The 25,268-nt window shown below is 65.5% G+C and carries 11 protein-coding genes; 8 read left to right on the top strand and 3 right to left on the bottom strand.

Annotation, left to right across the window (positions count from 1 at the left end):
* Positions 1–156 precede the first annotated feature (156 nt).
* From HNR19_RS15780 to HNR19_RS15745, 8 genes are read left to right on the top strand one after another with little or no spacing between them, the layout of a single operon-like run.
* On the top strand, positions 157–5,295 hold the full coding sequence (locus tag HNR19_RS15780; RefSeq protein ID WP_179668804.1) for a DEAD/DEAH box helicase: 5,139 nt from the start codon (positions 157–159) through the stop codon (positions 5,293–5,295).
* Position 5,296: 1 nt separating this feature from the next.
* Positions 5,297–8,101 (top strand): helicase-related protein, encoded by a 2,805-nt coding sequence (locus HNR19_RS15775; protein ID WP_179668803.1) that lies wholly within the window; start codon positions 5,297–5,299, stop codon positions 8,099–8,101.
* Positions 8,101–11,955, top strand: coding sequence for an Eco57I restriction-modification methylase domain-containing protein (locus tag HNR19_RS15770; protein ID WP_179668802.1), 3,855 nt, complete (start codon positions 8,101–8,103; stop codon positions 11,953–11,955). Before HNR19_RS15775 ends, HNR19_RS15770 begins: the two co-directional genes overlap by 1 nt.
* The gene (locus HNR19_RS15765; RefSeq protein ID WP_179668801.1) at positions 11,955–12,686 is read left to right on the top strand and encodes a hypothetical protein; all 732 of its coding nucleotides are present in this window, start codon (positions 11,955–11,957) and stop codon (positions 12,684–12,686) included. The genes HNR19_RS15770 and HNR19_RS15765 overlap by 1 nt, the downstream gene beginning before the upstream one ends.
* Complete coding sequence (locus tag HNR19_RS15760; RefSeq protein ID WP_179668800.1) at positions 12,683–13,510, top strand: hypothetical protein; 828 nt, start codon at positions 12,683–12,685, stop codon at positions 13,508–13,510. Before HNR19_RS15765 ends, HNR19_RS15760 begins: the two co-directional genes overlap by 4 nt.
* A 4-nt stretch (positions 13,511–13,514) precedes the next feature.
* Positions 13,515–14,072 carry a hypothetical protein gene (locus HNR19_RS15755; RefSeq protein ID WP_179668799.1) on the top strand — a complete coding sequence of 186 codons (558 nt, stop codon included), beginning with the start codon at positions 13,515–13,517 and terminating at the stop codon, positions 14,070–14,072.
* A 49-nt stretch (positions 14,073–14,121) separates the two neighbouring features.
* Positions 14,122–16,674, top strand: a complete 2,553-nt coding sequence (locus tag HNR19_RS15750) for an AAA family ATPase (RefSeq protein WP_218910281.1) — start codon at positions 14,122–14,124, stop codon at positions 16,672–16,674.
* The gene (locus HNR19_RS15745; RefSeq protein WP_179668798.1) at positions 16,652–17,821 is read left to right on the top strand and encodes an McrC family protein; all 1,170 of its coding nucleotides are present in this window, start codon (positions 16,652–16,654) and stop codon (positions 17,819–17,821) included. The genes HNR19_RS15750 and HNR19_RS15745 overlap by 23 nt, the downstream gene beginning before the upstream one ends.
* A 4-nt stretch (positions 17,822–17,825) precedes the next feature.
* On the opposite strand, the gene HNR19_RS15740 is transcribed toward HNR19_RS15745, so the two are convergent.
* The 3 genes from HNR19_RS15740 to HNR19_RS15730 form a co-directional block, all read right to left on the bottom strand.
* Positions 17,826–19,646: a nuclease-related domain-containing DEAD/DEAH box helicase gene (locus tag HNR19_RS15740; protein ID WP_179668797.1), complete on the bottom strand. Its 1,821-nt coding sequence runs from the start codon at positions 19,644–19,646 to the stop codon at positions 17,826–17,828.
* Positions 19,647–19,737: 91 nt separating this feature from the next.
* Positions 19,738–21,747 (bottom strand): AAA family ATPase, encoded by a 2,010-nt coding sequence (locus HNR19_RS15735; protein ID WP_179668796.1) that lies wholly within the window; start codon positions 21,745–21,747, stop codon positions 19,738–19,740.
* Complete coding sequence (locus HNR19_RS15730) at positions 21,744–25,091, bottom strand: DEAD/DEAH box helicase (protein WP_179668795.1); 3,348 nt, start codon at positions 25,089–25,091, stop codon at positions 21,744–21,746. The genes HNR19_RS15735 and HNR19_RS15730 overlap by 4 nt, the downstream gene beginning before the upstream one ends.
* Positions 25,092–25,268: the final 177 nt, after the last annotated feature.

Here is a 25,268-nt window from a genome sequence, read left to right as displayed (position 1 = left end):
ACGCTCGCCTTCTGACGATCCTGTTGTGTCGCATCCGGGCTTGAACATCTAGATCAGACCATTTCGCGCGATCCGGGTCCCTCGCTGCGAGCGCTCTGATAGATAGGTGGTTAGACAGTGAGGGGACCTCGGGTGGCAGACAACCATGCACGCGGCATGGACGTGTTCGACGTTCGCGACCAGCTCATCGAGGACTACCGGTCGTTCACGACTGCGTTCGTTGAGATTGACGACGCCCGGATCAAGGAGTACGTCGCTGACGAGCTTGAGCGCGGCGGGCAGTGGCCAAACCCCTGGTTGTCATTGAACCCGGCGTTCGAGTCGGGGGGCACCGTCGCCGACCTGGCTCAGCAGGGCCTCCTCGACGCGGAATGCCAGCGGATCTTCCGCGTGAAGAGTGATCTAAGTGACGTCGGAACCCGCGAGCTTACGTTCCACCGCCACCAGCGCGACGCGATCGAGGTAGCCCGCTCTGGAGAGAGCTACGTACTGACCACCGGCACAGGCTCGGGCAAGTCGCTTGCCTACATCGTTCCGATCGTCGATCGGGTGCTTCGCTCCGAGCGCCGCCCGGGCGTGAAGGCCATCGTCGTCTATCCGATGAACGCGCTGGCGAACTCACAGCAGCTCGAGCTCGAGAAGTTCCTCCGGTTCGGTTACGGCGCCGGCAATGAGCCGGTGACCTTCGCCCGTTACACCGGCCAGGAGCAGGGCGAGGAGCGCGAGCGCATCCTGAAGGACCCGCCCGACATCCTCCTCACAAACTACGTGATGCTCGAGCTCATCCTGACCCGACCCGAGGAGCGCAAGCGCTTGGTTGCGGCAGCGAAGGGTCTTGAGTTCCTTGTGCTCGACGAGCTCCACACCTACCGCGGCCGGCAGGGTGCTGACGTCGCGATGCTCGTGCGTCGGGTCCGGGAAGCCTGCAAGGCTCCGAACCTCCAGTGCGTCGGTACCTCCGCGACGATGGCCACTGGCGGGTCGATTGCCGACCAGCGCGCCAAGGTCGCAGAGGTCGCCTCCCGGATCTTCGGAACCGAGGTCACAGCTGACGGCGTAATCGGCGAGTCTCTCACCCGAGCCACCCATGCCGCCGCAGCTGATCCTGCCGCTCTCGCCGACTGCCTCCGCTCATCGGTGCCGACGGGGTATGCCGAGCTTCGCGCCTGGCCGCTGGCCAGCTGGGTGGAAGACACCTTCGGCCTCAAGGAAGACAACACGACCGGTCAGCTGGTCCGACAGCAGCCGCGCAAGGTGCGTGAGGACGCCGCCCCCATGCTGTCCGAGCTCACCGGCGTCCCCACCGATGTTTGCGAGGAGCAGATACGCGCGACCCTCCTGGCGGGGTCGCGTGCGACCAACCCGGAGACCAAGCGACCGCTGTTCGCATTCCGGCTCCACCAGTTCCTCTCCAAGGGTGACTCCGTCTACGTGACCCTCGAGGACGAGGCGACTCGAGTAGTTACCTCCAACTACCAGGTCGCTGCCCCGGGTCAGCCCGACAAGCTGCTCTACCCCCTGGCCTTCTGCCGGGAATGCGGTCAGGAATATCTCACGGTCGCGAAGACCGAGCGGCACGGCGACACCACCTTCCGCCCTAGGCGTAATCGCGACGCGTCGGGTGGTGAGCAGTACGACGGCTACTTGTTCATTTCCACCGACAACCCGTGGCCGATCCAGCCGATCACCGAGGACCGCCTGCCGGACGCCTGGGTCGACGGAACTGAGGTCGTCACCAATCGCCGCAAGTACCTCCCCGAGCGGGTCTGGGTCGACACCACCGGCCGCCAGCAGTCGGACGGCACAGGAACTCTCGCCGCATTCGTCCCGTCGCCATTCCTCTTCTGCCTGAAATGCCGGGTCAGCTACGAGTCCACACGCGGCAACGACTACACCCGTCTGGCGACGCTCGACCGTGAGGGCCGGAGCTCGGCGGTCAGCATCATCAGCCAGAGCGTGGTCCGCTCCCTGCGCAAGGTCCGCGACCTGAACGACGACGCACGCAAGCTCCTCACCTTCGTCGACAACCGCCAGGACGCGAGTCTCCAGGCCGGCCACTTCAACGACTTCATCCAGATCGTCCAGATGCGTGGCGCCCTCTACCGCGCTGCCAGGGACAACGACGGGATCGACCACCTCAACCTCGCCGAGGCCGTCGTGGCTGCCCTCGGCACCGACTTCGAGGAGTACGCCGCTAGCCCCGGCGCCAAGTTCGCAGCCCGCAGAGAGGCCGAGGCCGCCTTCCGCGACCTGATCGAGTTCCGGCTCTATTCCGACATCCAGCCCGGCCGACGGATCACCCTCCCCAACTTGGAGCAGACCGGCCTGCTCAAGCTGGAATACAAGGACCTCGCCGAGATCTGTGCGGACGAGTCCGTCTGGGGCTCCGCCTACCAGCCCTTGAAAGAGGCGCGCCCTGGCCTGCGCCAGGAGCTGTGCCAGATCGTGCTGGACGAGCTTCGACGTGCTCTGGCCATCGATGTCCACTGCCTGTCCGAGGAGGGCTTCGAGCGCCTCAAGCGCCAGTCTCGCCAGCACCTTCGAGGGCTGTGGACCATCTCGTCTCGCGAGCTCTTGCCGATGGTCGGCACGGCCTTCGGGCGCTCGGGCAGCGGCCGTGAACGCAGCATCGACAAGCTCTTCCTCTCCGGGCGATCAGCGCTCGGGACCTACCTCCGCAAGCCGAATCGCTTCCCCGGCCACCCGGAGAAGCTCACCACCGACGACGCCCAACGGATCATCTCCGACATCCTGCGGCTGCTCGCCGACGTCGGAGTGCTCGATGTCGTGATCCCACTGGAACAGGGCGGCCCTGGCTATCGGCTGAAGGCGAGCGCGCTCCGCTGGACCGCTGGCGACGGCCATCATGCGGCTGCGGACCCCCTCCGTGTGACGGTCGACGCCGACCAGGGCGGGCGCGTCAACGTGTTCTTCCGCGACCTCTACAGCCAGGTCTCCGACGACCTCGCGGGTCTCCGCGCAACCGAACACACGGCCCAGGTCACTGCCCAGGACCGCGAATCCCGAGAGCGCGAGTTCCGAGAGGGCAGCCTCCCGCTCCTCTTCTGCTCACCGACGATGGAGCTCGGCGTTGACATCGCGAGCCTCAACGCCGTCGGGCTGCGCAACGTCCCGCCCACGCCGGCCAACTATGCCCAACGCAGCGGTCGGGCGGGACGGTCGGGCCAGCCCGCCCTCGTGGTCACCTATTGCGCGACCGGCAACTCCCACGACCAGTACTACTTCCGTCGCTCCGATGCGATGGTCTCCGGCTCCGTGGTCGCGCCACGGCTCGACCTGACGAACCAGGCGCTCCTGCGCTCCCACCTGCATGCGATCTGGCTCGCCGAGACCCACGTCGACCTGGGCTCTCGGATGCCGCAGTTGATCGACGCCGAGGGTGAGCAGCCGACGCTCGTGATCAAGCAGGAGAAGACCACACTGCTCAACGACGCCGAGGCCGTACAACGCGCCACGGCCATCGCCGAGGACGTGATCGACCAGCTGCGCGACGAGCTGGAGTCGGCGCCGTGGTGGAGCCCTGACTGGGCGGCGCAGGTGATGAAGGAAGCCTTCACCGAGTTCAATGCTGCCTGCGAGCGGTGGCGCAGTCTCTATCGCGCTGCGCTGGCGGACCAGGCCGAGCAGAACCGGCTCGTCCTTATGGCCAACCTGACGCCGTTCGAACGCAAGGCGGCGGAATCCCGCCGGCGTGAGGCGGAGAACCAGCTCCGGCTACTCAAGAACGAGGACGACGGCCAGTCCCACTCCGACTTCTACACCTACCGCTACCTAGCTTCCGAAGGCTTCCTCCCGGGCTACTCGTTCCCGCGGTTGCCGCTCGCGGCATACATCCCGGCGGTGCGCCAGAGCACCCTCAACCGCGATGGCGGCGACTACCTCCAGCGCCCGCGATTCCTGGCGATCAGCGAGTTCGGTCCCCGCGCACTGATCTATCACGAAGGCGCTCGCTACGAGGTGACCCGCGTCCAGATCCCGATGGTGCAAGGGCAGGGCGTGGGCAGCGTCGATGTGGAGGAGGCCCGACGTTGTGAGTCCTGCGGCTATCACCATCGCCGCCAGCCCGGCCTCGACGTGTGCGAGAACTGCGGCGCAGAGCTGGTCGGTGTTGCCCAAGGACTCATGCAGATGCGAACAGTCTTCACGCGCCGCCGTGAGCGGATCTCGAGCGACGAGGAGGAGAGGCGCCGTGCGGGCTACGAGCTCGAGACCTCCTACCGGTTCGCGCAGCACGGTCAGCAGGTCGCGCGCGTCGATGCCGAGATCCGCGCAGAGGGCGACATCCTGGGCGACCTGAGCTACGGCGACACCGCCACCATCCGGGTCACGAACCTCGGTCTCCGACGACGAAGGGACCCCACTGACCGCGGCTACTGGCTCGACACGGTCAGCGGCCAGTGGCTCAGCGAGCGCGCGATGGCGGTTGCAGGCGACGAGGATCTGCCCGACGCCGCCCAGGTCAAGAGCAAGCAGAAGGTCATCCCGTACGTCGAGGACACCCGCAACATCATGGTCCTCCGGCTCTCGCGCCGCGTGCCGGTGGAGGTCGCGGTCACTCTGCGCGTCGCCCTCGAGCGCGGCATCGAGGCCGCCTTCCAGCTGGAGGACTCGGAGCTCTCTGGCGAGTTGCTGCCCGACGACCTGGAGCGTGGACGAATGCTCTTCACCGAGTCTGCCGAGGGCGGCGCCGGCGTGCTGCGACGTCTCCTCGCCGAGCCCGATGCCCTCGCCCGTGCAGCACGCCAGGCACTCGAGGTTGCACACTTCGACCCGATGACCGGCGAGGACCTCCAGCACGCGCCCGGAGCCGCGGAGGAGTGCACGAAGGCGTGCTATGACTGCCTGCTCTCCTACGGCAACCAGCTTGAACACGAGTTGATCGATCGCCACGCGGTCCGCGACCTGCTCCTGCAGCTTGCCGCGGTCGAGGTGGTCCCCGAGGCCGGCTCACAAACGTCAAGCACGGTCGACGACGCGGTGCCCTCTGATACCGGCGCGCTCGACGCCTTTCTCCGCGAGCGGGGCTATGCCATCCCCGAGCGCAACACAGAGCTCATCGGAGCCGCCCGCCCTGACTTCGTCTTCCGCGGGCCGAGCCCGACCGCGGTGTTCGTCGACGACGGGACTCCGGTCGGCACCGCAGACGAACGCGGTGCTGACGCCGAGGACGCTCTCCTCGACCGCGGCTGGAACGTGATCCGGTTGGAAAATCGTGAAGAGTGGTCGGAAGCGGTTGCAGCCCGTCCCGACGTGTTCGGTGTGGGAAGGATCTGAGGTGGCATTTCGGCCCGGCAGCCTGGTCTCGGCGCGCGGTCGTGAATGGGTGGTGCTACCCGACAGCGCCGACGACCTGCTCGTTCTACGACCGTTGGGCGGCACCGACGACGACGTCGCGGCGGTGTTGCCTGCGATCGAGGACGTGACAGCGGCGTCGTTCCCGCCGCCGAGTCCGAGCGACTTGGGTGACCAGACCAGCGCCGCTCTGCTCCGCAGCGCCCTGCAGATCGGATTCCGTTCCAGCACGGGTCCCTTCCGGAGCCTTGCCGGTCTTGCGGTCGAGCCGCGCTCCTACCAGTTGGTTCCCCTGCTCATGGCGATGCGTCAGGAGACCGTTCGGCTCCTCATCGCCGACGACGTCGGCATTGGCAAGACGGTGGAAGCGGGACTGATCGCCGCGGAGCTGCTCGCCAACGGTGACGCCCGTGCGCTGTCTGTGCTGTGCAGCCCCGCTCTCGCCGAGCAGTGGCAGCGCGAGCTGCGGGAGAAGTTCGGTCTCGACGCCGAGCTGGTTCTGCCCAGCACCGTCAAGCGACTCCAGCGCGGGCTGATCGGCAGCGAGACGATCTTCGAGCGCTACCCGGTGACGGTGGTCTCGACTGACTTCATCAAGGCCGACCGCCGCCGCCACGAGTTCCTTCGCACGGCGCCCGATCTGGTCATCGTTGACGAGGTCCACACCGCCGTGGCCGACGGCGGGCCAGGTGGCAAGGCCCGCACCCAGCGTTACGAGCTCGTCCGCGCGCTGGCGGACAATGCTGAGCGCCACCTCGTGCTGGTCTCTGCCACACCACACAGCGGCAAGGAGGAGGCGTTCCGCAACCTGATCGGCCTCCTGCACCCCGACCTCGCGACCATCGAGCTCGACAAGCCGTCGGGCCGCGAGCTGCTCGCCCGGCACTTCGTGCAACGCCGCCGTGCCGACATTCGCCGCTATCTCGACGAAACCACCCCGTTCCCGAGGGACAGGGAGACCAAGGAGATCTCCTACTCGCTGGGTGCCGACTACAAGGCGCTCTTCGACGACGTGCTCGCCTACGCCCGGGGTTCGATCCGCACCGACGGCACCGCCGTGCAGCAGCGCGTCTCCTACTGGTCGGCACTCGCCCTTCTCCGTGCTCTCGCCTCCAGCCCGCGAGCCGCAGTGCAGACCCTCAACACCCGCGCTGCGCGCGTCGCGTCCGTGGAGGAGGCCGACGCCATCGGACGGGCGGTCGTCCTCGACCAAGCCGACGACGAAGCCACCGAAGCGGCCGACGCCACGCCCGGGGCAGACGACTCAGAGACCAGCAGCCGCGAGCAGCGGCTGCTCCGTGATTTCCGCGCCCGCGCAGAGAAGCTGGAGGGCAAGGCCGACACCAAGTTGGCCGTGCTCACGAAGGCCGTCAAGCACCTCCTGGCAGACGGATTCCAGCCGATCGTCTTCTGCCGCTTCATCGACACCGCCGAATACGTCGGCGAGCACCTCGCACGCGAGCTCAAGCGCAACACCACCGTCGCCACCGTCACCGGCACCCTCCCTCCCGAGGAGCGCAGTGCCCGGATAGCCGCGCTCGCCGAGGTCGAGGGCAACCGGGTGCTGGTGGCGACCGACTGCTTGTCGGAGGGCGTCAACCTCCAGGACCAGTTCCAAGCCGTGCTCCACTACGACCTGGCGTGGAACCCCACCCGTCACGAGCAGCGCGAGGGCCGCGTCGACCGATTCGGTCAGAAGGCCGACGTGGTGCGCGCCGTCACGCTCTTCGGCGCCGACAACCAGATCGACGGTCTCGTCCTCGACGTCCTGATCCGCAAGCACGCTGCGATCCGAAAGGCGACGGGAGTCAGCGTGCCAGTGCCGGACAACAACCAGGCCGTTGTCGAGGCCCTCATGGAGGGCTTGTTGCTCCGGGGCCAGGACTCCTACCAGGAGTCGCTCGACCTGGGGCTTGACCGGCAGATCCGCGACCTCGAGCGCGAGTGGGAGAGCGCGGCGGAGCGGGAGAAGCAGTCGATGACGAAGTATGCCCAGCACGCGATCCATCCCCAGGAAGTCGCCGCTGAAGTGGCCGAGATCCGCGCCGGCATCGGCGACAACGCCAGCATCCACGCCTTCGTGAGGTCGGCGCTCGCGGCGTTCAACTCTACGGTTCGCAGCATCGACGGCGGTTTGACCGCGACGACCGGCACGCTGCCCACCGGCTTGCTGGACGCGCTGCCGCCGGGAAGGCCTGACCCGATCACCTTCCGTGACGACTTCCCCGTCGGCATGGGAGAGGCGGTCCTTCACCGCACGGACCCCACGGTCTCGGCGGTCGCGAGCTTCGTGCTCGAAGCGGCCCTCGACCCGACCCTGCCCGACCAGCTGCGCCCGGCGCGCCGTTGCGCAGCTGTACGCAGTGCCCACGTCGCCACCCGCACCACGCTGTTGCTCGTGCGCTACCGCTTCCACCTCACCCTGCCGAGCCGCGCCGGTGAGCGCACCGTGGTTGCCGAGGATGCCCGGCTGCTCGCGTTCGAGGGCTCTCCGACCAGTGCTCGATGGCTGGAGGACGAACAGGTCGAGCTCCTCAGCGCAGCAAAGGCCACCGGCAACATCCCACAGATGCAGGCCCAGGACTTCGTACGACGCGTCATCGACCAGCTCGCCGAGGTGAACGCACATCTTGACGAGGTCGGCGACGACATCGCGGCCCGGATCACCGCGTCCCACAGGCGGGTCCGCGAAGCCAGCGGCGAGATCAAGCGTGGCCTGAGCGTTAAGGTCGAGCGGCCCGCCGACGTACTCGGGATCTACGTGTTCCTCCCCGAGGCAGGTGCCTGATGGGCGACAACACCTACGTCGGTGTGCGGATCGAGGGTGGGCTGCTGCCGTCGTCGTTGCTGGGGCGCTTGGCGGATCCGAGGGCGACGGGCCTGGAGGGGGTGTCGGGTGCGGACTATGGGTTGGCGCACGGGGAGTCCGTGCGGGAGGCGGCCAACCGGGTGTGGGCGTACCTGCGCACGGTGTGGGCGGGGTATCGCACGGCGTTGGCGGAGCTGCCTGAGTCGGACCGTGCCACGTCGTTGACGCGTGAGCGGTGGCTGCTGATCCTGCTCGATCAGTTCGGCTATGGCCGGGTCCCGACCCGTACCGGCGTTGAGGTTGAGGGCAAGCAGTTCCCGGTCTCCCACGCCTGGGGGCCGGTGCCGGTGCACCTGCTCGGTGAGCGGATCGACCTCGACCGTCGTACGGCCGGTGTCGCGGGAGCGGCGGGCCAGGCGCCCCAGTCGATGGTGCAGGAGCTGCTCAACCGGTCCGACGACCACCTGTGGGCGATCCTGTCGAACGGCTCGACCCTGCGGCTGTTGCGGGACTCGACCAGCCTGGTGGGCAGTGCCTATGTTGAGTTCGACCTGGAGGCGATCTTCGAAGGAGAGTTGTTCAGCGACTTCCTGGTGATGTTCACCCTCGCGCACGCGACTCGGTTGGCGGTGCGTGATGAGCAGATCGGACCTGATTCGTGTTGGCTGGAGCGGTGGCGGGAGGCCGCGGTCGAGGCCGGGTCCCGAGCGTTGGACCAGCTGCGGGTCGGGGTGGTGGAAGCGATCGAGACCCTCGGCACCGGCTTCCTCAGCCATCGGGCGAACGTCGAGCTGCGGGCGAAGGTCGAGGCCGACGAGATCAGCCTCGCCGACTTCAACCACGCGCTGTTGCGGGTGATCTACCGGCTGCTGTTCACGTTCGTTGCCGAGGACCGCGGCGTGCTCCTGGACCCGGCTGCGGACCCGGCGGTGAGGCAGCGGTACACCGACTACTTCTCCACCGACCGGCTTCGCCGTATCGCCCGCAACCGTCGCGGCGGTCGACACGGCGACCGTTGGCAGGCGCTGAATCTGGTGTGGAAGGGCTTGGGTGACCCGGCGGGGCGACCCGAGCTCGGGTTGGTCGGCATAGGGGGCCTCTTCGAGAACGGTCCTCTCGACTTCCTCGCTGACGCTCAGCTCACCAACGAGGCCCTCCTGGGCGCGGTTCGCGCACTCAGCCTGGTGACCGAGAAGGGCAGCGGCCTGACCCGGGTCGTGGACTACCGTAGCCTGGACTCCGAGGAACTTGGCTCGATCTACGAGGCGCTGCTCGAGTACGTCCCGCAGTGGGACGCCGCCAACCGCCGCTTCCACCTCGGCGCCGCGGCCGGCAACAGCCGCAAGACCACCGGTTCCTATTACACCCCCACCCCGCTGATCGAGACCCTCCTCGATTCCGCTCTCGACCCAGTCATCGACGACGCGGTCAAGAACGCAGCAACCGCGGAGGAGGCGGAGGCGCGTCTCCTCGCTCTCACCGTCTGTGACCCGGCCTGCGGATCAGGCCACTTCCTGGTGGGGGCCGCCCGTCGCATCGCCAAGGCCGTCGCAGCCGCCCGCAGCGGTGACCCGGAGCCGCCGCCGGAGCAGGTCCGCACCGCGCTGCGTGAGGTCATCGGCACCTGCATCTACGGCGTCGATATCAACCCGCTGGCGGCCGAGCTCGCCAAGGTTTCGCTGTGGCTCGAGGCGATGGAGCCCGGCCGCCCCCTGGCCTTCCTGGACGCCCACGTCAAGGTCGGTAACGCCCTCGTCGGCGCGACTCCTGCGTTGCTCGAAGCTGGCCTGCCGCAGGAGGCGTTCAAGCCCATTGAAGGTGACGACAAGAAGGTCGTCTCGACGTTGGCCAAGCGCAACAAGGACGAGGCCAGCGGGCAGGGCACGCTCTTCGGTGCCGACGAGGTCCGGGTCAGTAACGCCGAGCTCGTGGCCGCAGCAGCAATGTTGGGCGGCGCCGGCCTGTCTCTGGCCGATGTACACGTGCAGCAGCAGCGCCTCAAGCAGTACGTCGATTCAGAGGCGTACCGCTCCGCGAAGCTCCACGCCGACGCCTGGTGCGCCGCGTTCGTGTGGCCGAAGACCGACGGCGCGGTCACGTGTCCCACTAACGCGACCCTGGACGCGATCCGCAAGGGCAGCATCGAGGAAGACGTGCAGCGCGAGCTCGAGCAGTTGGCGGCGGAGTACCGGTTCTTCCACTGGCACCTGGAGTTTCCGCACCTCTTCCCGACCGAGCGTCCCGACGACGGCGGAACCATCAACCCGACCACTGGGTGGTACGGCGGCTTCAGCGCCGTAGTCGGCAACCCGCCGTGGGAGCACATTGAACTGAAAGAGCAGGAATTTTTTGATGCTCGCGAGCCGGAGATCGCCAGCGCAGCGGGCGCTAAGCGGAAGCGGCTGATCGCCAATCTTCCGGAAACCAATCCTGCGCTCGGTCGCGCCTATGCGTCAGCCAAGCGAAACCTCGACGGACTGCGCCATTTCGCGGCCAACTCCGGTCGCTTCCCACTGTGCGGCCGCGGCAGGATCAAGACCGACCCTGTCTTCGCCGAGATGGCACGGCATCTCATCGCCGGGCACGGACGCTTCGGGCTAATCCTGCCAACCGGCATCGCGACCGACGCCACCACCCAGTACTTCTTCCGCGACCTCGTGGAGACGGGCACGCTGGCCAGCCTGTACGACTTCGAGAACGCCAAGCCGCTCTTCGAGGGCGTGCACCGGTCGTTCAAGTTCTGCCTGCTCACGCTCGCCGGGCGCGACGACCGGGTGCCTGCCGCCGACTTCGCGTTCTTCGCCCACGATCCGGTCGACTTGAAGAAGGCCGATGTTCGTTTCGCGTTGACGCCGGAAGAGATCAAGCTCATAAACCCGAACACCGGTACCTGCCCGGTGTTCCGCTCCCGTCGCGATGCCGAGATCACCCTCGGCATCTATCGACGGGTCCCGGTGCTCATCAACGAGAACGACCCCGTCAACGGCAACCCTTGGGGCATCAAGTTCATGCAGGGGCTGTTCAACATGACCAGCGACTCGCACCTCTTCCACACCCGCGAGGAGCTCGAGGCCGACGGCTGGACGCTCAACGGCAACGTCTTCGAGCGCGAAATTTCGAGCGGCGGGGGGGTGCCGTTTGAGCGCATGCTGCCGCTCTACGAGGCCAAGATGATCCACCACTATGACACCAAATGGGCCACCTACGAACCCGACGGATCGATCCGCGACGTCACCCCCGAGGAGAAGCGCGATCCCGACTTCCACGTCATGCCGCGTTACTGGGTCCACGAGAGGGAGATGAAGAAGGCATTGCCGGCCGACTTTGCCGGCACCGGGTTCTTCGGTTATCGCAACATTGCGCGCGGGACGGATGCTCGGACGATTATCGGGACATTGGTTCCTGTTGTGCCGGTGGGTCACAGCATGCCGCTGATCTTCACCAGCGGCGGCCGCCCGCTCCAAGCCGTTCTGACTTCCCACGCGACGGACTATGTGATGCGACAGAAGCTCGGTGGCACCAATCTGACCTACAACTACGTGCAGCAATTGCCGATGCCGTCCGCGGAGCAGGTCGGTCGAGTTCGCGCTCGGATTGAGGACCTCGTTGACCGCCTCAACTCCCAGCGCCTGGACCCGGAGACCAACTCCAAGCTGCGCGCCGAAATCGACGCCTTGATGTTCCACATCTACGACATCTCCCGTGACGACGTCGACTACATCCTGGAGACGTTCCCAATCGTGAAGAGGAAGGACCTCGCTGCCCACGGCAGTTACCGCACCAAGGACCTCATCCTCGACGCCTACGACCGGCTCGCGTCGGAGGTGCAGTGATGGCTGCTCCGGCTCTGGACGTGTTCGAGGACAACATGGCCGACGCCTACCTGCTGGTCGACCTCGCTGAGGGACTCACCAACGCACGCACGCGACGAGTGCGCAGCGAGGTGCGGGCCAGGATCGGTGCCGCCTTGCGGATCCCCGTCAAGCAGCGAGAGGCGCTCGACTGCGTGGAGTCCGGAGATCTGTGGGTCGTCCTGAAGCCGAATGCCCGGCTGCGCCGCGAGCAGTTCACTGACCACAAGCCGCTGCTGCGGCAGGCCTTGGTGGTGGCGTGCGCCGCGACGGAGACATATCTCGCCGACCGAGTCATGGAGCGGGTCAGCGATTTCATGGTGGCGGAGCAGGCGTCGAGGACGCTGCGGGAGGTGCCGCTGACGCTCGGCGACTGGCTCGACGTCGATGCGGTCTACACGAAGAAGACGTCCGGCCTGAAGTACAAGGTGTTCGAACCCTGGGTGCGGCGCGAAGTTTCCACGCACCCGGACAAGGTGGGGAAGGCCCTTCGTCTGCTTGGCGTTACAGGGGGCGCGACTGCCATAGACAAGAGACGGCCCGGCGAGACCAACACCAGGGCCGACCTCGAGCGGATCACCGATCGTCGCAACAAGATCGCCCACACCGGTGACCGGCGAGGCCAGGGCAAGGCACCGATCACTGCCGTCGAGGTTCGCGAGGACCTGGCGATCCTCAGTACCGTCGTCCACGCGTTCGAGGAGCTCACATGACCAAGACCTTCGAGCGGATGCTGCCGCTTTACGAAGCGAAGATGCTGGATGCGTACGACCACCGTGACGCCGACGTCTTCAAGAGCGCAACCGCGGGGAAGCGACAGAACCAGCCGAGATACTTGACCGATGAGGAGAAGCGCGATCGTTCGCGCGAGGCCATGCCGATCGCATGGGTGCGAGAATCGGTCCTCCCAGAGGATCTCCCAGATTGGCTGACCGGCTTCTCCGACGTAACTAGCGCTACGAACGAGCGAACCGTTCTGGCAGCGGCGTTCCCGCGGGCAGGCGTCGGACATACCTACCCCCTGTGGTTCGGGCAACGACGTGAGTTGCTCCTCGCCGTGCTCAACTCTCATGTCCTTGACTACCTGGCCAGGCAGAAGGTTGCCGGGCTACACCTGACTTACGGTTACGTTCGCCAGTTTCCCGTCCCGACGCCTGACACTTTTGAAGCGTGGTGTCCATGGAGCCTAGGCACGCTCGCAGACTGGCTGACTGAACGGGTGGTTCGCCTGTCAGTCACGAGCCACTCGATGGTCCGCATGGCGTCCGAGCTCGTGGGAGCCCAACACCCATACGCCTGGAAAGCCTCCGAACGCGACCTTCTCCGCGCGGAGATTGACGCCGCCATGTTTCACCTGTACGCGGTCTCTCGGGAGGACGTCGATTACATCATGGACACGTTTCCGATTGTGAAGCGAAAGGACGAGGTGGCCCACGGGGAGTATCGGACGAAGCGGCTGATCCTCGAGACGTACGACCAGATGGCAGAGGCGATCGCCTCGGGAACGCCGTACTCGTCACCCTTCGACGAGGACTGAGCCGATGGTCGGGACGACGTGGAAGCAGGCCGTCGCGGGCGAGCTGGCGCGGCTCTATCGTCCCGGCCAGGAGTTCACGCTGGCCGACTTCTACGCAAAGGCGGAGAAGCGGTTACAAGCGATGTATCCGGACAACACGACGGTGCAGGCGACGATCCGTCAGATCCTGCAGCGGCATAGAGACTCGGGGCTGCTGACCTTCCACGGCAACGGCCGGTACACCTACAACGGCACGCATCGCCGACCCGAGCGCGCGGAAGCGCGGCGCAGTGCATTGGCCGAGGCGGCGTATCAGCTCGCCGCTCGGATCACAGCCGAGACCAAGGTCGCCGCCACCGACTACCTCGCCGTAGCGCGCGCCTCCGATCCCGAGAACGCGCTGCGCGAGTTGGTGCTCGGCGGGCATGCAGGGGCGACATTCCTTGCCTTGAACCGTGCGGGCCGCCTCGATCTGAGCATTGAGCGACTCACCATCGAGCTTGCGGGCCAATACGCACTCGGCGCGGATCTGCTCTCGGCAGCAGCCGATCGTCTCGCGTACTTCGAGTCGGAGTCCGAGTGACGCGCCGGACGAGATTGCAGCACGCCACGGAACGCGAAGGAGAAACGTGATGAGCGACGTTGTTGCTGGGGTGGATCCGGCGCCGAAGGAGTTGCGCGCGGTCGGCCAGGAGTATCTGCGGGCGATGCGCGAGGGTGGCTCGGTCTTCACACCTGGCCGCCCGATTTGGACTTCTGGCAATGCCGAGGAACTAGTGACGGCATTCGTTGACCGGCCCGACATCGGCGGTCGGTCGTTCGCGGACAAGCTGGCGGACCAGCTCGCCGGAGCGTCCGACGGCGCACTGCAGCTCTTCGCCGAGCTCTGGTATGCGAATCTCGCGCCACTCGCTGACTATGCGCCGAGCACCAAACGAACACTGATCTCGACCATCCTCCACAAGATGAGGGAACCGGTCGAGCTGCCCGAAGTCGTGACCGCTGCGTTGACCGCGAAAGCATTCAACGGGGGAGTAGCGTTCAAGACCCGGCGGCCCTTCCAGCTTGCTTTGCTGGTGCGGATCGCGGTTGCCGTGACCGCCTTGGACCTGCCAGAGCGCGAGATCGCGCTGTCGGAGCCGCGCCGATGGAAAGCGCTGCTCGACTCGATCCTTGACCCGAAGGAGCCGGCGCAGCGCAAAGCGCTCTCGTGGCTTCTCTTCCCCGACTACTTTCTCTCGGTCGTCAGCAAACCGCATCGGGCCGCGATCCGTGCGGCCTTCGCGGACCTCCTCGATGGCTCGGAGATCGACGAGGACGACGAGCTCTTCCGCATTCGAGAGGAACTCGGTCGGCGGAATGCGGGGACGAGCTTCTACGCCGAGCCGATTGTCGATCAGTGGGACCCTGAGCGGCGGATCTCGGGCGTGACCATCTCCCCTGGATTGCTGGCTGCCCGCAAGGAGTACAAGACTCGCGGCTATGCCATAGCCAGCGCCGCCATCGAACTCGTGCCTGAGGGTTCGTGGTCGACGTATACCGACATCGCCGACCTCGCAGGACTGGTCCCTGGACAGGTCGGGCAGTACATCGGCGACGTCGAGCATCTCGCCGGTCACCGGGTCATCAAGATTGACGGCACCACTTACACGGAGGAGAACCAGGCGGCGCTCGAAGCAGAGGGGATCCAGTTCGATGAACGTGGTGCTGCGGATCCAGCCAAGAAGCTCAGCAAGGAGGACCTGCGGGAGCAACTCGACGCCCGCGGCCTGCTACCCCAGGTGACGCGAAGGGGTTGGCTGATTCGCGGCAGCAGCGTGAACGGCAAGGACCTGGTGCCCACGTGGCGGACGGAGGGGTGGATCTCGCTAGCCGCATCCAACCTCCGCGAAGTCTCCCCTGGCATGACCCGTGACGAACTCAAGCCCATCGTCGACGAGGATTACGCACATGCCTCGTACCACGTGAAGGGCGAGAAGCTCGACGAGTTCCACGCATTCCTCACCCGCATGGAGCCGGGGCATCTCATCGCCACGGTCGACCAGGGGCGGCTCTACGTCGGCAACCTTGTCGGCGATGCTCGCTACCAGCCCACACCCGAGGGCGACTCGAACCTCGTGCGGGAGGTCGACTGGGTGAGCGACGAAGGGATCGACTACGCGGACCTGCCGGCGGAGTTGGCAACCAAACTGAAGGTCCAGCGTGACGTCGTCGATCTCACCCAGCAACTGGACACGCTCGAAACTCTCCTCGAGACCGAGACCGAGCAGGCGCCGCCGCCGGTCTACGTCAAGGTCGAACTCAGGCCGGCCGCGCCGGAGCTTGCCAAGGAGCTGCATGTATCGCAGTCATGGCTGCAGGAGTGCATTGACCTGCTCAATGATCGGCCCCAACTCATCTTCTACGGTCCGCCCGGAACTGGGAAGACATTCCTTGCTCAGGCGATCGCGCGCCACGTCGCGGATGAGAATGTGCGCTTGGTGCAGTTCCACCCGGCGTACTCCTATGAGGACTTCTTCGAGGGCTACCGGCCCACGCCGTCCGGAAGCTTCGAACTCAAGCCGGGTCCGATGCGCAAAATCGTCGACCAGGCGCTCGCGAACCCACGCGATCCTTTTGTGCTCATCATCGACGAGATCAACCGCGGCAACCTCGCCAAAGTGTTCGGTGAGCTCTACTTCCTGCTGGAGTACCGCAAGGAGAACGTGGAGCTCCTCTACGCCGACGAGGAGTTCAGCCTCCCGGAGAACGTCTTCATCATCGGCACTATGAACACCGCCGACCGGTCGATCGCGCTCGTCGACGCGGCGATGCGTAGGCGGTTCGCGTTCTTGCCCTTGCATCCGTCGGAGGAGCCGACCAGAGGCATCCTGCGCTCATGGCTCGGCGAGGAGGGCCTCACGACGCGGGTCGCGGACCTGCTCGATGAGCTCAACCGGCGGATTGAGGACCCCGACTTCAAGATCGGACCGTCGTACTTCATGCGTCCGGCCGTTCATGCTCCGGGTGGTCTCGAGCGCACATGGCGCACGTCGATCCTCCCGCTCCTGGAAGAGCATCATTTTGGTGAGCTGACGGGCACACAGGTCGCGGCGCGTTACGGCCTGGAGGTGGTCGCTGCGGCAGTCGACGCGCCAGTGGTCACGCTCGCGGAGGCATCCGATGGATCCCCTGACGCTGACTGAGGGCGAGCCAGCGAAGGCCGTCCGGTTGTCCAACGCCGAGGCCGAGGCGCTCGGCTCGGCGGAGCTAGCGGTGGTGACCCGTGCGCCGGGGTCGGACGACTGGTTCGTCGCGGCTGGCACGAAGGTCGGTGTCGTCCGCGTGGGGCAGCTCCAGGTCAGCATCCAGCCCAAGATCAGCATCGACCGCTTGGTGTTCCTGATGGGTTATGCGACGAAGCCGAAGTTCTGGCGTAACCACAGCGTGCTGCTCGACGTCGAGTCCGACCTTCCCGAAGCTCTCGCCCACGCCTTCACCCGCCTGGCAGGGAAGGCCGTCGAGCAGGGTCTCCTCCAGGGCTACAAGACAGTCGATGACAGCCTGCCTGTCCTGCGGGGACGCATCCGCGTGCGGGACCAGATCTCGCACCGGTATGGCATCGGGCTGCCGCTCGAGGTGACCTACGACGACTTCACCGTCGACATTCCAGAGAACCAGATCCTGCTGGCGACCACCATCCGTCTCCTTCGCATGGCCAACCTGTCCGCGCCCGTCCGCCAGCGGCTCCAACGTCTTCGCCTCCAACTCGCCGTGGTGACGGAACTCGGTCGCGGCGACATGATGCCCGATTGGCAGGCCACGCGGCTGAACACTCGCTATCAGCCCGCCCTCCACCTGGCAGCTCTGATTCTGGCGGGTGATTCGTTCGAGCAACGGGTCGGCGACCTCGAGGTAAGTGGCTTCGTCTTCGACATGTGGAAGATCTACGAGGACTTCGTCAGCGTCGCGTTGCGCGAGGCAATGACTCCCTTTGGAGGGTCGGCTTCCCTGCAGCACCGGATGTACCTCGACGAGGCCGACCAGGTCGAGATGCGACCCGACTTCCTCTGGACCACCCTCGACGGACGTCGGATCGTGGTCGACGCGAAGTACAAGGCGGAGAAGCCCGCCGGCTTCCCCCAGGCCGACCTCTACCAGCTCTTGGCTTACTGCACTGTCCTGGGGCTGTCAGAGGGCCACCTCGTCTATGCCGCTGGGAACGAGCTGGCGGTGGAGCATGCGGTGCGTGGCGCGGAGGTCGCCATCACCTGCCACACCCTCGACCTCGACCAGCCGCCGGAGCGATTGCTGGAACAGGTTGGTGATCTAGCGAGCCGGCTCATTGCCTGACGGGTCAATCCTCCTGTGGCTGGTAGGCACGGATGAGTTCTTCCAAGAACAGCAGATGGGGGCTCGACGCATCGTCCAGCGCGATCACGGTCGTGCCGAGTTGGCCGCGCGACAGCGCGATGTGGCACATGATCCGGCTGTTTCGAGTGTGGGCCTCGACCGAGCTGACGCCGCGGTCATAATCGAGGATGACCACCCGTGATGCCTCGATGCCTCGGGAGGAGTGGATGGTCGTAAGCCTCACATGATCCTCAGGGACGACGGCGTCGCGGGCAGCGCCTTCGATCTGATCATGCACAGGAACGCCGAGCATGGCCAGCGCCTCCCGGGCAAGCTGGGGTTCGCCCGACGTTCGATCACCTCGAGCGCAGAGCACAGCCAGATCTCGTCTCTTGCCCTCTGCAGCGAGCTGCTCGAGTACAGCATTGAATACGGCGACGTAGGCATGCAACTTGGCTTCACGCCAGTCACCCGTTGGTGGAGCCTTGACGCGGATGATCTGCGGCAGCTCACCCCCGGCAGTCATCTGAGTGCCCTCCAGATCGAGCATCTCGCTAGCGTCCTCGGCCGGGCGGTGGAGTGGATGCGTGGACACCCATTTCGCCACAGCGGAGATATCGGGAGACTTCTCGAAGACACCTTGTGCAACCAGATAGCCGGCCGAGGAGTTGCGGAAGTTGCGTCGAAGAATCTCGGTTGTTCCGTCGGCACGCGCCGCCTGCAGAAAGGCGGACGCTTCTCCGGTCTTGTTGGCCGAGCCATACAGCTCTTGGCCCGGGCCGTCGGCCATGAACCACTCTGCGTCGGGTGAGGCTAGGGCCTGAAGGAACTCGAACGCGTCCTGGGCGAGATCCTGGCCCTCGTCAACGCAGATCGTGCCGAAGGTCGATCTGAATGTGTCCAGGTCGTCAGTTAGTTGCTTGCGAAGCTCGTCTACGTGAGTGACCACGATCCGCCTCGAGACCTCTTCGCCAAGGTCCTGGCTCGCCATGATTCCGCGCAGCGTCGATGCGAGCACACGGTTGAAGCATGTGAAGAGAACCGCTCGGCCGGCACGTGCATGACCGACAGCTATCTCCTGCAGGCGCACCGTCTTTCCGGTGCCGGGTGCCCCACGAAAGATGGTCGGAGGACGGTTGGCAGGCTCAATGTACTTCTGGCTTAGGTTCGAGGGTTTAGTGATCTGTCGTCGGAGCACGCCACCGCGTTGCTGGTCGGCCTGGCTCACAGCGGGAAGGGGACCGGGCTTCACTAGGTCCGTGAAATGAGAGATCTGCTCGCTGGTAGGGACCGGATTGCGGGCACCACGCCCTCTGGCTGGTACTTCTCGGATGTGCCGGAGCCGGCGCCACAGCGCCATGGAACTGTCTAGATCCTCTTCGAATATCAGGCTCTCGGCGTGCTGGACCACTTGAGCATCACGGAATCGTTCCGCGAATGCCGTCCGCCTGATTCGAGGAAACGCTGCGGTCATGATGAAGAACGGACTCCTCGGACCGGGGAATCGACCAAGGTAGTGCCGGAGGTCGAGCGTCGCGAGGCTCACCTGATCCACCGGATGGGGGCCGGAGCGATCCTTGATTCGGCACGTCTTCAGGCCGTAGTCGAGGATTGCATCGAGGCCAACACCCTTGACCTCGATCGTGAATATCCCGATGTCGCGATGAAGCAAGATCGTATCGAGATCGCCGACCCCCTGAAGGTAGTCGACGTTGCCCCAGACCTCCGTTTGAGCGTCGCCCAGCTCGACGAGGCGCTCAATGAAGGCGCGCTCGGCCCGGTGGCCTTTGAGGTCGGGCAACTCGGTGTGAAGGCGAGCGGTCATCGCAACTCGGACTGGTCGGATGGTCGGACTCGTTCAGGTTAGATCGCGAGTAGACCACGCACATCAGTTTCAGCAAACCTGGACCTCCTGCCTAGCTCCGAGCCGCTCGACGTAGCGCATCAGGCATGTTGCGATACCACACGACCGCGAGCTCGCGATTGGCGCGGGTCAGGCTGGTGTAGAGCTGTCCTGTGCGGCCGAGGTTCTCGGGGAAGTCCCCCGGCTCGACAACGACAACGGCGTCGAACTCCAGGCCGCGAGCATCCTCGGGCGGGAAGAGACGAACGGACAGGTTGTCCTTCTGCCACACATGGAAACCGGAACCTTTGCGACGCCACCCGCTGCGGCCCAGCTCGCCGATCATCTCCCCGGGGTTGACGGTGATGATTGCCGTTGAGCCGTCGGCGTGCTTGGTCGCAAGGTCCCGCGCCGTCTGCAACGCCGTGGTCCATACGAGGTTGGGGCGCGGGGCGCGTCGGACTGCCACGGACTCGCCCGTTGCTTGGACCGTTTGGTTGCCGCGGTGCTTCGCCGGAAGCAGTCGGTCGGCGAATCTCAGCACAGCGCCGGTCGAGCGGTAGCCGCGCGTCATCTTCTGTGGTTGGAATTCTCCGTCAGCAGTCAGCGCGAGGTGGTCGGCGATTTCACTCCACGAGCCGTAGGTCACGTCCGACCGCCGCTGGTTCATGTCGCCTACGAGGGTCCAGCGCCCCTCGCGACGGAGGTAGTGGTCGAGGACGTTCCACTCGATGGGGGAGACGTCCTGGGCCTCGTCAACGATGATGTGGTCGAAGCGCAGGGCGTCAGGGATCGGGCTGTACGCCAGACGGCACTGGGCCATCAGTGGCAGGTATCGGCGCTTGAAGGCCTGGTCAAAGGGCGGCAGCTTGCGCATCCAAGAGATCTGCTCGACGTCCTCGACCAAGGGTCGGCCAGGCGTCCCGTTGCTCCGGATCAGCTCGTAGACCTGCCTGATGTTCTCCCGGCGAGCGCCATTGCCTTCGCGCCATCGATTGTTGCTTTCAAAGATCCGAGCGGCGCGCTCCGCAAAGTTGCGTGCCTGAGCATCGACGTCGTCATGTTCACCCCCGATCGCGCCCGGCCAAGGGCCCTTCAGACCCGTCGTCTCGGCCATAAGGTCGGCTAGATGTGTGACACGGACCTGTTCGGACGCGGCCAGCGGCTTGATGAGTCCCTCGACATGCGCGACGTAGCCAGGAGTCGGACCGACCACCAGGACCCGGAGCGGCTTGGTCGCGCGTCCTGCCAAGGCGCCACCCTGCTCGTAGAGAGCGGGATTGACGAGGTATGACGCGCGGTAGGCAGCGACAACCGTTTTCCCTGTGCCCGGGTGCCCTTGCACGACCACGCTCTCATCAACCGGCCACGAGACCAGTGCGTGTTGGTCCGGCTGCAGTAGAGCGAGGACGGACTGGAGCTTGTCTTCCCGAGGAGCGGCGAGGCGTTTCAGCACAGCGTCTTGGGCGCGCATGCCTTCGCGGATGTCGGCGGCGCTGCCGGTGCGCGCCTTCGTAGTTGCGGGCAGGGCTGCGGCACCGCGCTCGGCCGAGCCAATCGGTGACGACGGCTCCGCATCCGTTGGCGTTGACGAGCCAGCGGGCGCCGGGGTAACGCGGCGACGGGTGGAGCGGCCCGGTGCCGGGACGGGAACGCTCAGCGCCCGAGCGGTGAACGGCGAGTCCGCGCCTTCCCGAGCCCAATCGTCGTCCAGGTCGCTGACATCGGTCAGCCTATGCGTGAAGGTGCGCCGCACGACAACGTCCTCGGAGCCTTCCGATTCTGGCTGAAAGAATAAGCGCGCGATCGGGGCGGCCCAGCTGTAGACCTGCACGTCACCGTCCTGGATGAAGCGCGATCCAATGTAGAAGTCACGTAACTCCTCGTCGTCGCTGTCGCAGCCCACCCGGCCGAGCAGAGGATGGTGGAAGCCATTGGCCTTGATCTGGTGGTCGACTGCGTCGATCCACAGCACGTTGCGCTCCACGTCGGCGAGGGGGTTGCGTTGCAGCTTCTTCTCTAGCTTGGCCAGGTACTCCTTGTTCTTGGCCTGCTCGTAGGGCAGGTCGGGATGGGTCGTCATCCGATGACCTCTACGACGCAGGTGGCGAGGTCGTCGGTGGTCAGCGAGGGCGCGGCGGCGGACTCGAGGCTGGCGACTTGGGCGTCGTACCGTGCCTGCTCCTTGCGAAGCTTGCCTTCGGCAAGCGGCATCATCTTCGTTTGTCCGCGCTCGATGTGGGTCTGTAGCCGACTGTTGATCACCCGCATGCGGCGCTCGTGGACTTCGGTGAAAGAGGCACGACGCGTTGCGATGAACGCGTCGTTCTCCTGAATCAGCTCGGTACGTCGTGTTGCCACGCGTGCCTCCAGGTTCATCGTCGCCAAGTCGACCGCCTCGATGAGGTGAGGGTGATCCCGGAGTGGCCCTGCCTTGTACGACGCTGTGGCCAGCTCCTTCATGATGGCCGAGCCCAGTGGATCACCCGCGTCCGACAGATTGGATAGGTCGATGCTGGAGGACCAGACTTCGTGGATGGGCCGGACGCCGTTCCAGTGCACGACTGCAAGGAGCGCAAGGTAGATCCCTTCAGCAACGCCGGCGGACTCGGGCGTCATGCGTAAGAGGGTGAACCTGCCGTGGCGATGGCCTGGAGTGCCAACCGCAGCACGCGTCAAAGGATGCGTTGCCGTGAGCAGCGGCACGTCGGATGTGCGGGAAAATTCCTGGTCGAGGGACACGACGATGTCCTGTTCGGAACGCAGTTGCGCGCACAGATCCTGAACCTCGGCTGCGCGACGCTCGCCAGTCCTGATCAGCGCTTGCACATGGTCAGCGAGTTCCTCGTTTCCTCGCAGCCGGAGCACCGATCCGTCGCGATGAGTAGTTCCGCCGTACGTCTCCGCCCAGTCCTCGACCAGGAGGGCCAGCTCTTCCTGGCCGACGTAACGCCCGCTAGCGAGCAGATCGCGCTCCAGGCCGTCGATCTCCGCTCCGTCGCTGCTGACCAGCATGGGGGCCGCGGACTCGATGAACTCGCGGTCCTTGGCCTGCATTTCGATCGCCTGTATGGCCTGGTCGGTGCGCAGACGTCGCTGATCTGGGGTGAGCGTGAAGTCGAAGAGGAGCTTCTCGACACTGCGCCACTCTGATTCGAGGATCGGCTCCAGTTCGCCGATGGAGTGTTCGAACACCTCGATCCGCTCCATGACCCGCTCGATGATGTCGGTCTCGATCGTGCCCGGAGTGTGGAAGTTGAGGACGCCGATCTTCTTCTCGATCTGGCCGATGCGATCGATGCGGCCGATGCGCTGCTCGACTTCCATCGGATTCCACGGCAGGTCGTAGTTGACGACCGCCGAGCAGAACTCGAAGTCGAGACCCTCGCTTGCCACCTTGCTAGCCAAGAGCAGGTCAAACTCCCCGCGCCGGAAGTTGCTCATGATGCGCTCGCGGCGATTCTTGGGGACGCCACCGTGGAGTACCCCGATGCGGAAGTCACGGCCGAGCCGCTGCTCGAGGTAGCGCAGGGTTCGACGCGAGAACGTGAACAGAATGACCTGCTTGTCCTGGGCGACGAGGTCGGCGACGGCAGTCACGAGCTGGTCGTACTTGGTATCGCCCGACAGACCACGTGCGGCCTTGAGCAGGGCTGGACCAGGGGCGAGGTCGGCCTTCTTTGCGGGTGGTACCTCAGCGGACTCCTCGGACTCGACGTCGTCGCCGTGGCCCCACTCGAGGACGTATCGTGCCGCTTCCGGCAGGCAACTGCCGGCCAACCGGAGCGGCATCTGCATTGAGAAGTTGAGCGGTGTGCCGCTCAGCGCAGCGCGTTCGACACACCACTGGAAGTAGGCGTCGTAGAACCGTGCCTCCGCACCGTCGAAGTTCACGTCGATGCGGCGAGGCTCGCGCAGCGGCTTGTCCTCCTGGACGTCGATCTTCCGGGTCCGGGTGACCTGCGCAGAGAGGCCGTGAAGCTCGGCGCAGAGACGTTTGACGGCCACGGCGCCTGCGGCGTCGAGGAAGTCTGTCGCGAGTGTCTCGCGGAGCACTTGATAGTCGGGCCGCAGCGTGAGGATGAACCCGAAAACGTCCTGCTCCAGCTCCGTCAGCCATGCTCGCCGGTCGGCATTGGTGATTCGAGGGTCAGCGAGGGACTTCGTCAGCTTGTTGAGGACGGCGTTCGGTGCGATTCGCCGTTCGAGAGACTCGACGTCCTCGAACTCGCCCGGAACCAAGAGAGAGAGCAGGTTGAAGAGGTCACGATTGCGGAGATTGACTGGAGTCGCGGACAGCATCACCAGGGCGTCGGACCAGTCCTGGATCTGCTCACCAAGCTCGTAGCTCCTGGTGTCGGAGTTTCGGAACGCGTGCGCTTCGTCGACGATCGAGAGGTCAAACTGCAGACCCAGTTCGGTGGCGCGCTCGATTCCGTCCCACACCCGCAGCCTCTCGATGCTGCTGATGTAAGCAGCCCGGCGGGGGAGACGGTCGGTCTCCAGGCGCTCGAGCAGATCGGCGAGGCCTGGGTTGTCCAACTCGACGAGAAGGAACCCGAAGCGATCCTCCATCTCCCGTTTCCACTTCTGCACCAGCGAGCTCGGGCAGACCACGAGGACTCGGTCCGCTTGGCGACGTGCCTCCATTTCGGTCCACACGAGACCTGCCTCGATCGTCTTGCCGAGACCGACCTCGTCAGCGATCAACAGTCGCAGGGTGCCGGTGTCGAGAAGCTTCTGCACGGGCTTGAACTGGTACGGACGAAACAGCGTCCTCGTCGCCCGAAACGAAAACATCGTGTCCGTGAAGTGCCCTTCGAGCTTCGCCCTGGTGAGGGTCGCCGCGAACCGCTTTGGCGGATCCGGCCGCCTGCTCACCCACGCGGAGGCGTCGTCGATCGTAGGGCGCAGCGATAGGGAGTCCTCGTTTCGTCGAACGGTCTGCCCCCCAGCGAACACGTTGTAGAGCCAACTGCCACTGACGTAGCGCCGACCTGGACGAACCACACCGTCCTGTCCGGTGCCGTCAACGAGGACGTCTTCGCCGACGGCGAATCGGGGCTTCGCCACGACCGGGGCGCCATCCCACGACGCGTCAATCCAGCCGAGCGCGTTGTCAAGCGCTGAGCCGTCCTCGACCTCCTCGGGAGGAATGGCAGCGCTGGCGCCGGGAGACGCACCGCTGGTGACCGAGAGGACAACGGACGGATCGACACCAGAGAACCAGTAGATGCCCTGTGGAAGCTGCACGGGCGGAGCCGAGACCATCCGCGTCTCGTCGACGAGGTCCACTACATCACTTACGCCGGGACCGAAGATCAGGAGTTGTCGGAAGCTACCGGCACGGATCACGGCGTCGAGGTCGGTGGTGACCGGGTGATAGCCGTAGGTTGACCGCACCACGGCGGCGTCGGGAGCGGCCATCGGGTTATGCAGCCGTAACTCGGGTCAGCCTGCTCGTTGCAGACGACGCCCGGAGTGGGCAAGGCGGTGCGATCACGTCGTTGACCATAATGCGGCTGACCGCCTTCTTTGCCGTTTCACGAGAGTTCGAGGAGGGCCCCGATCGCCGACTTCAAAACGCCCGAATAGTTCCTGGCG

It is taken from the genome of Nocardioides thalensis (assembly GCF_013410655.1).
Lineage (GTDB): Bacteria > Actinomycetota > Actinomycetes > Propionibacteriales > Nocardioidaceae > Nocardioides > Nocardioides thalensis.
The sequence above is the reverse complement of the archived record's forward strand: the minus strand, read 5'-3'. Positions and strand labels throughout refer to the sequence as shown.

Bases quoted from the DNA above. Each gene is read 5' to 3' on its own strand.
- HNR19_RS15780 (WP_179668804.1), top strand. From the start codon at position 157: ATGGACGTGTTCGACGTTCGCGACCAGCTCATCGAGGACTACCGGTCG.
- HNR19_RS15770 (WP_179668802.1), top strand. From the start codon at position 8,101: ATGGGCGACAACACCTACGTCGGTGTGCGGATCGAGGGTGGGCTGCTG.
- HNR19_RS15765 (WP_179668801.1), top strand. From the start codon at position 11,955: ATGGCTGCTCCGGCTCTGGACGTGTTCGAGGACAACATGGCCGACGCC.
- HNR19_RS15760 (WP_179668800.1), top strand. From the start codon at position 12,683: ATGACCAAGACCTTCGAGCGGATGCTGCCGCTTTACGAAGCGAAGATG.
- HNR19_RS15755 (WP_179668799.1), top strand. From the start codon at position 13,515: ATGGTCGGGACGACGTGGAAGCAGGCCGTCGCGGGCGAGCTGGCGCGG.
- HNR19_RS15750 (WP_218910281.1), top strand. From the start codon at position 14,122: ATGAGCGACGTTGTTGCTGGGGTGGATCCGGCGCCGAAGGAGTTGCGC.
- HNR19_RS15745 (WP_179668798.1), top strand. From the start codon at position 16,652: ATGGATCCCCTGACGCTGACTGAGGGCGAGCCAGCGAAGGCCGTCCGG.
- HNR19_RS15740 (WP_179668797.1), bottom strand. From the start codon at position 19,646: ATGACCGCTCGCCTTCACACCGAGTTGCCCGACCTCAAAGGCCACCGG.
- HNR19_RS15735 (WP_179668796.1), bottom strand. From the start codon at position 21,747: ATGACGACCCATCCCGACCTGCCCTACGAGCAGGCCAAGAACAAGGAG.
- HNR19_RS15730 (WP_179668795.1), bottom strand. From the start codon at position 25,091: ATGGCCGCTCCCGACGCCGCCGTGGTGCGGTCAACCTACGGCTATCAC.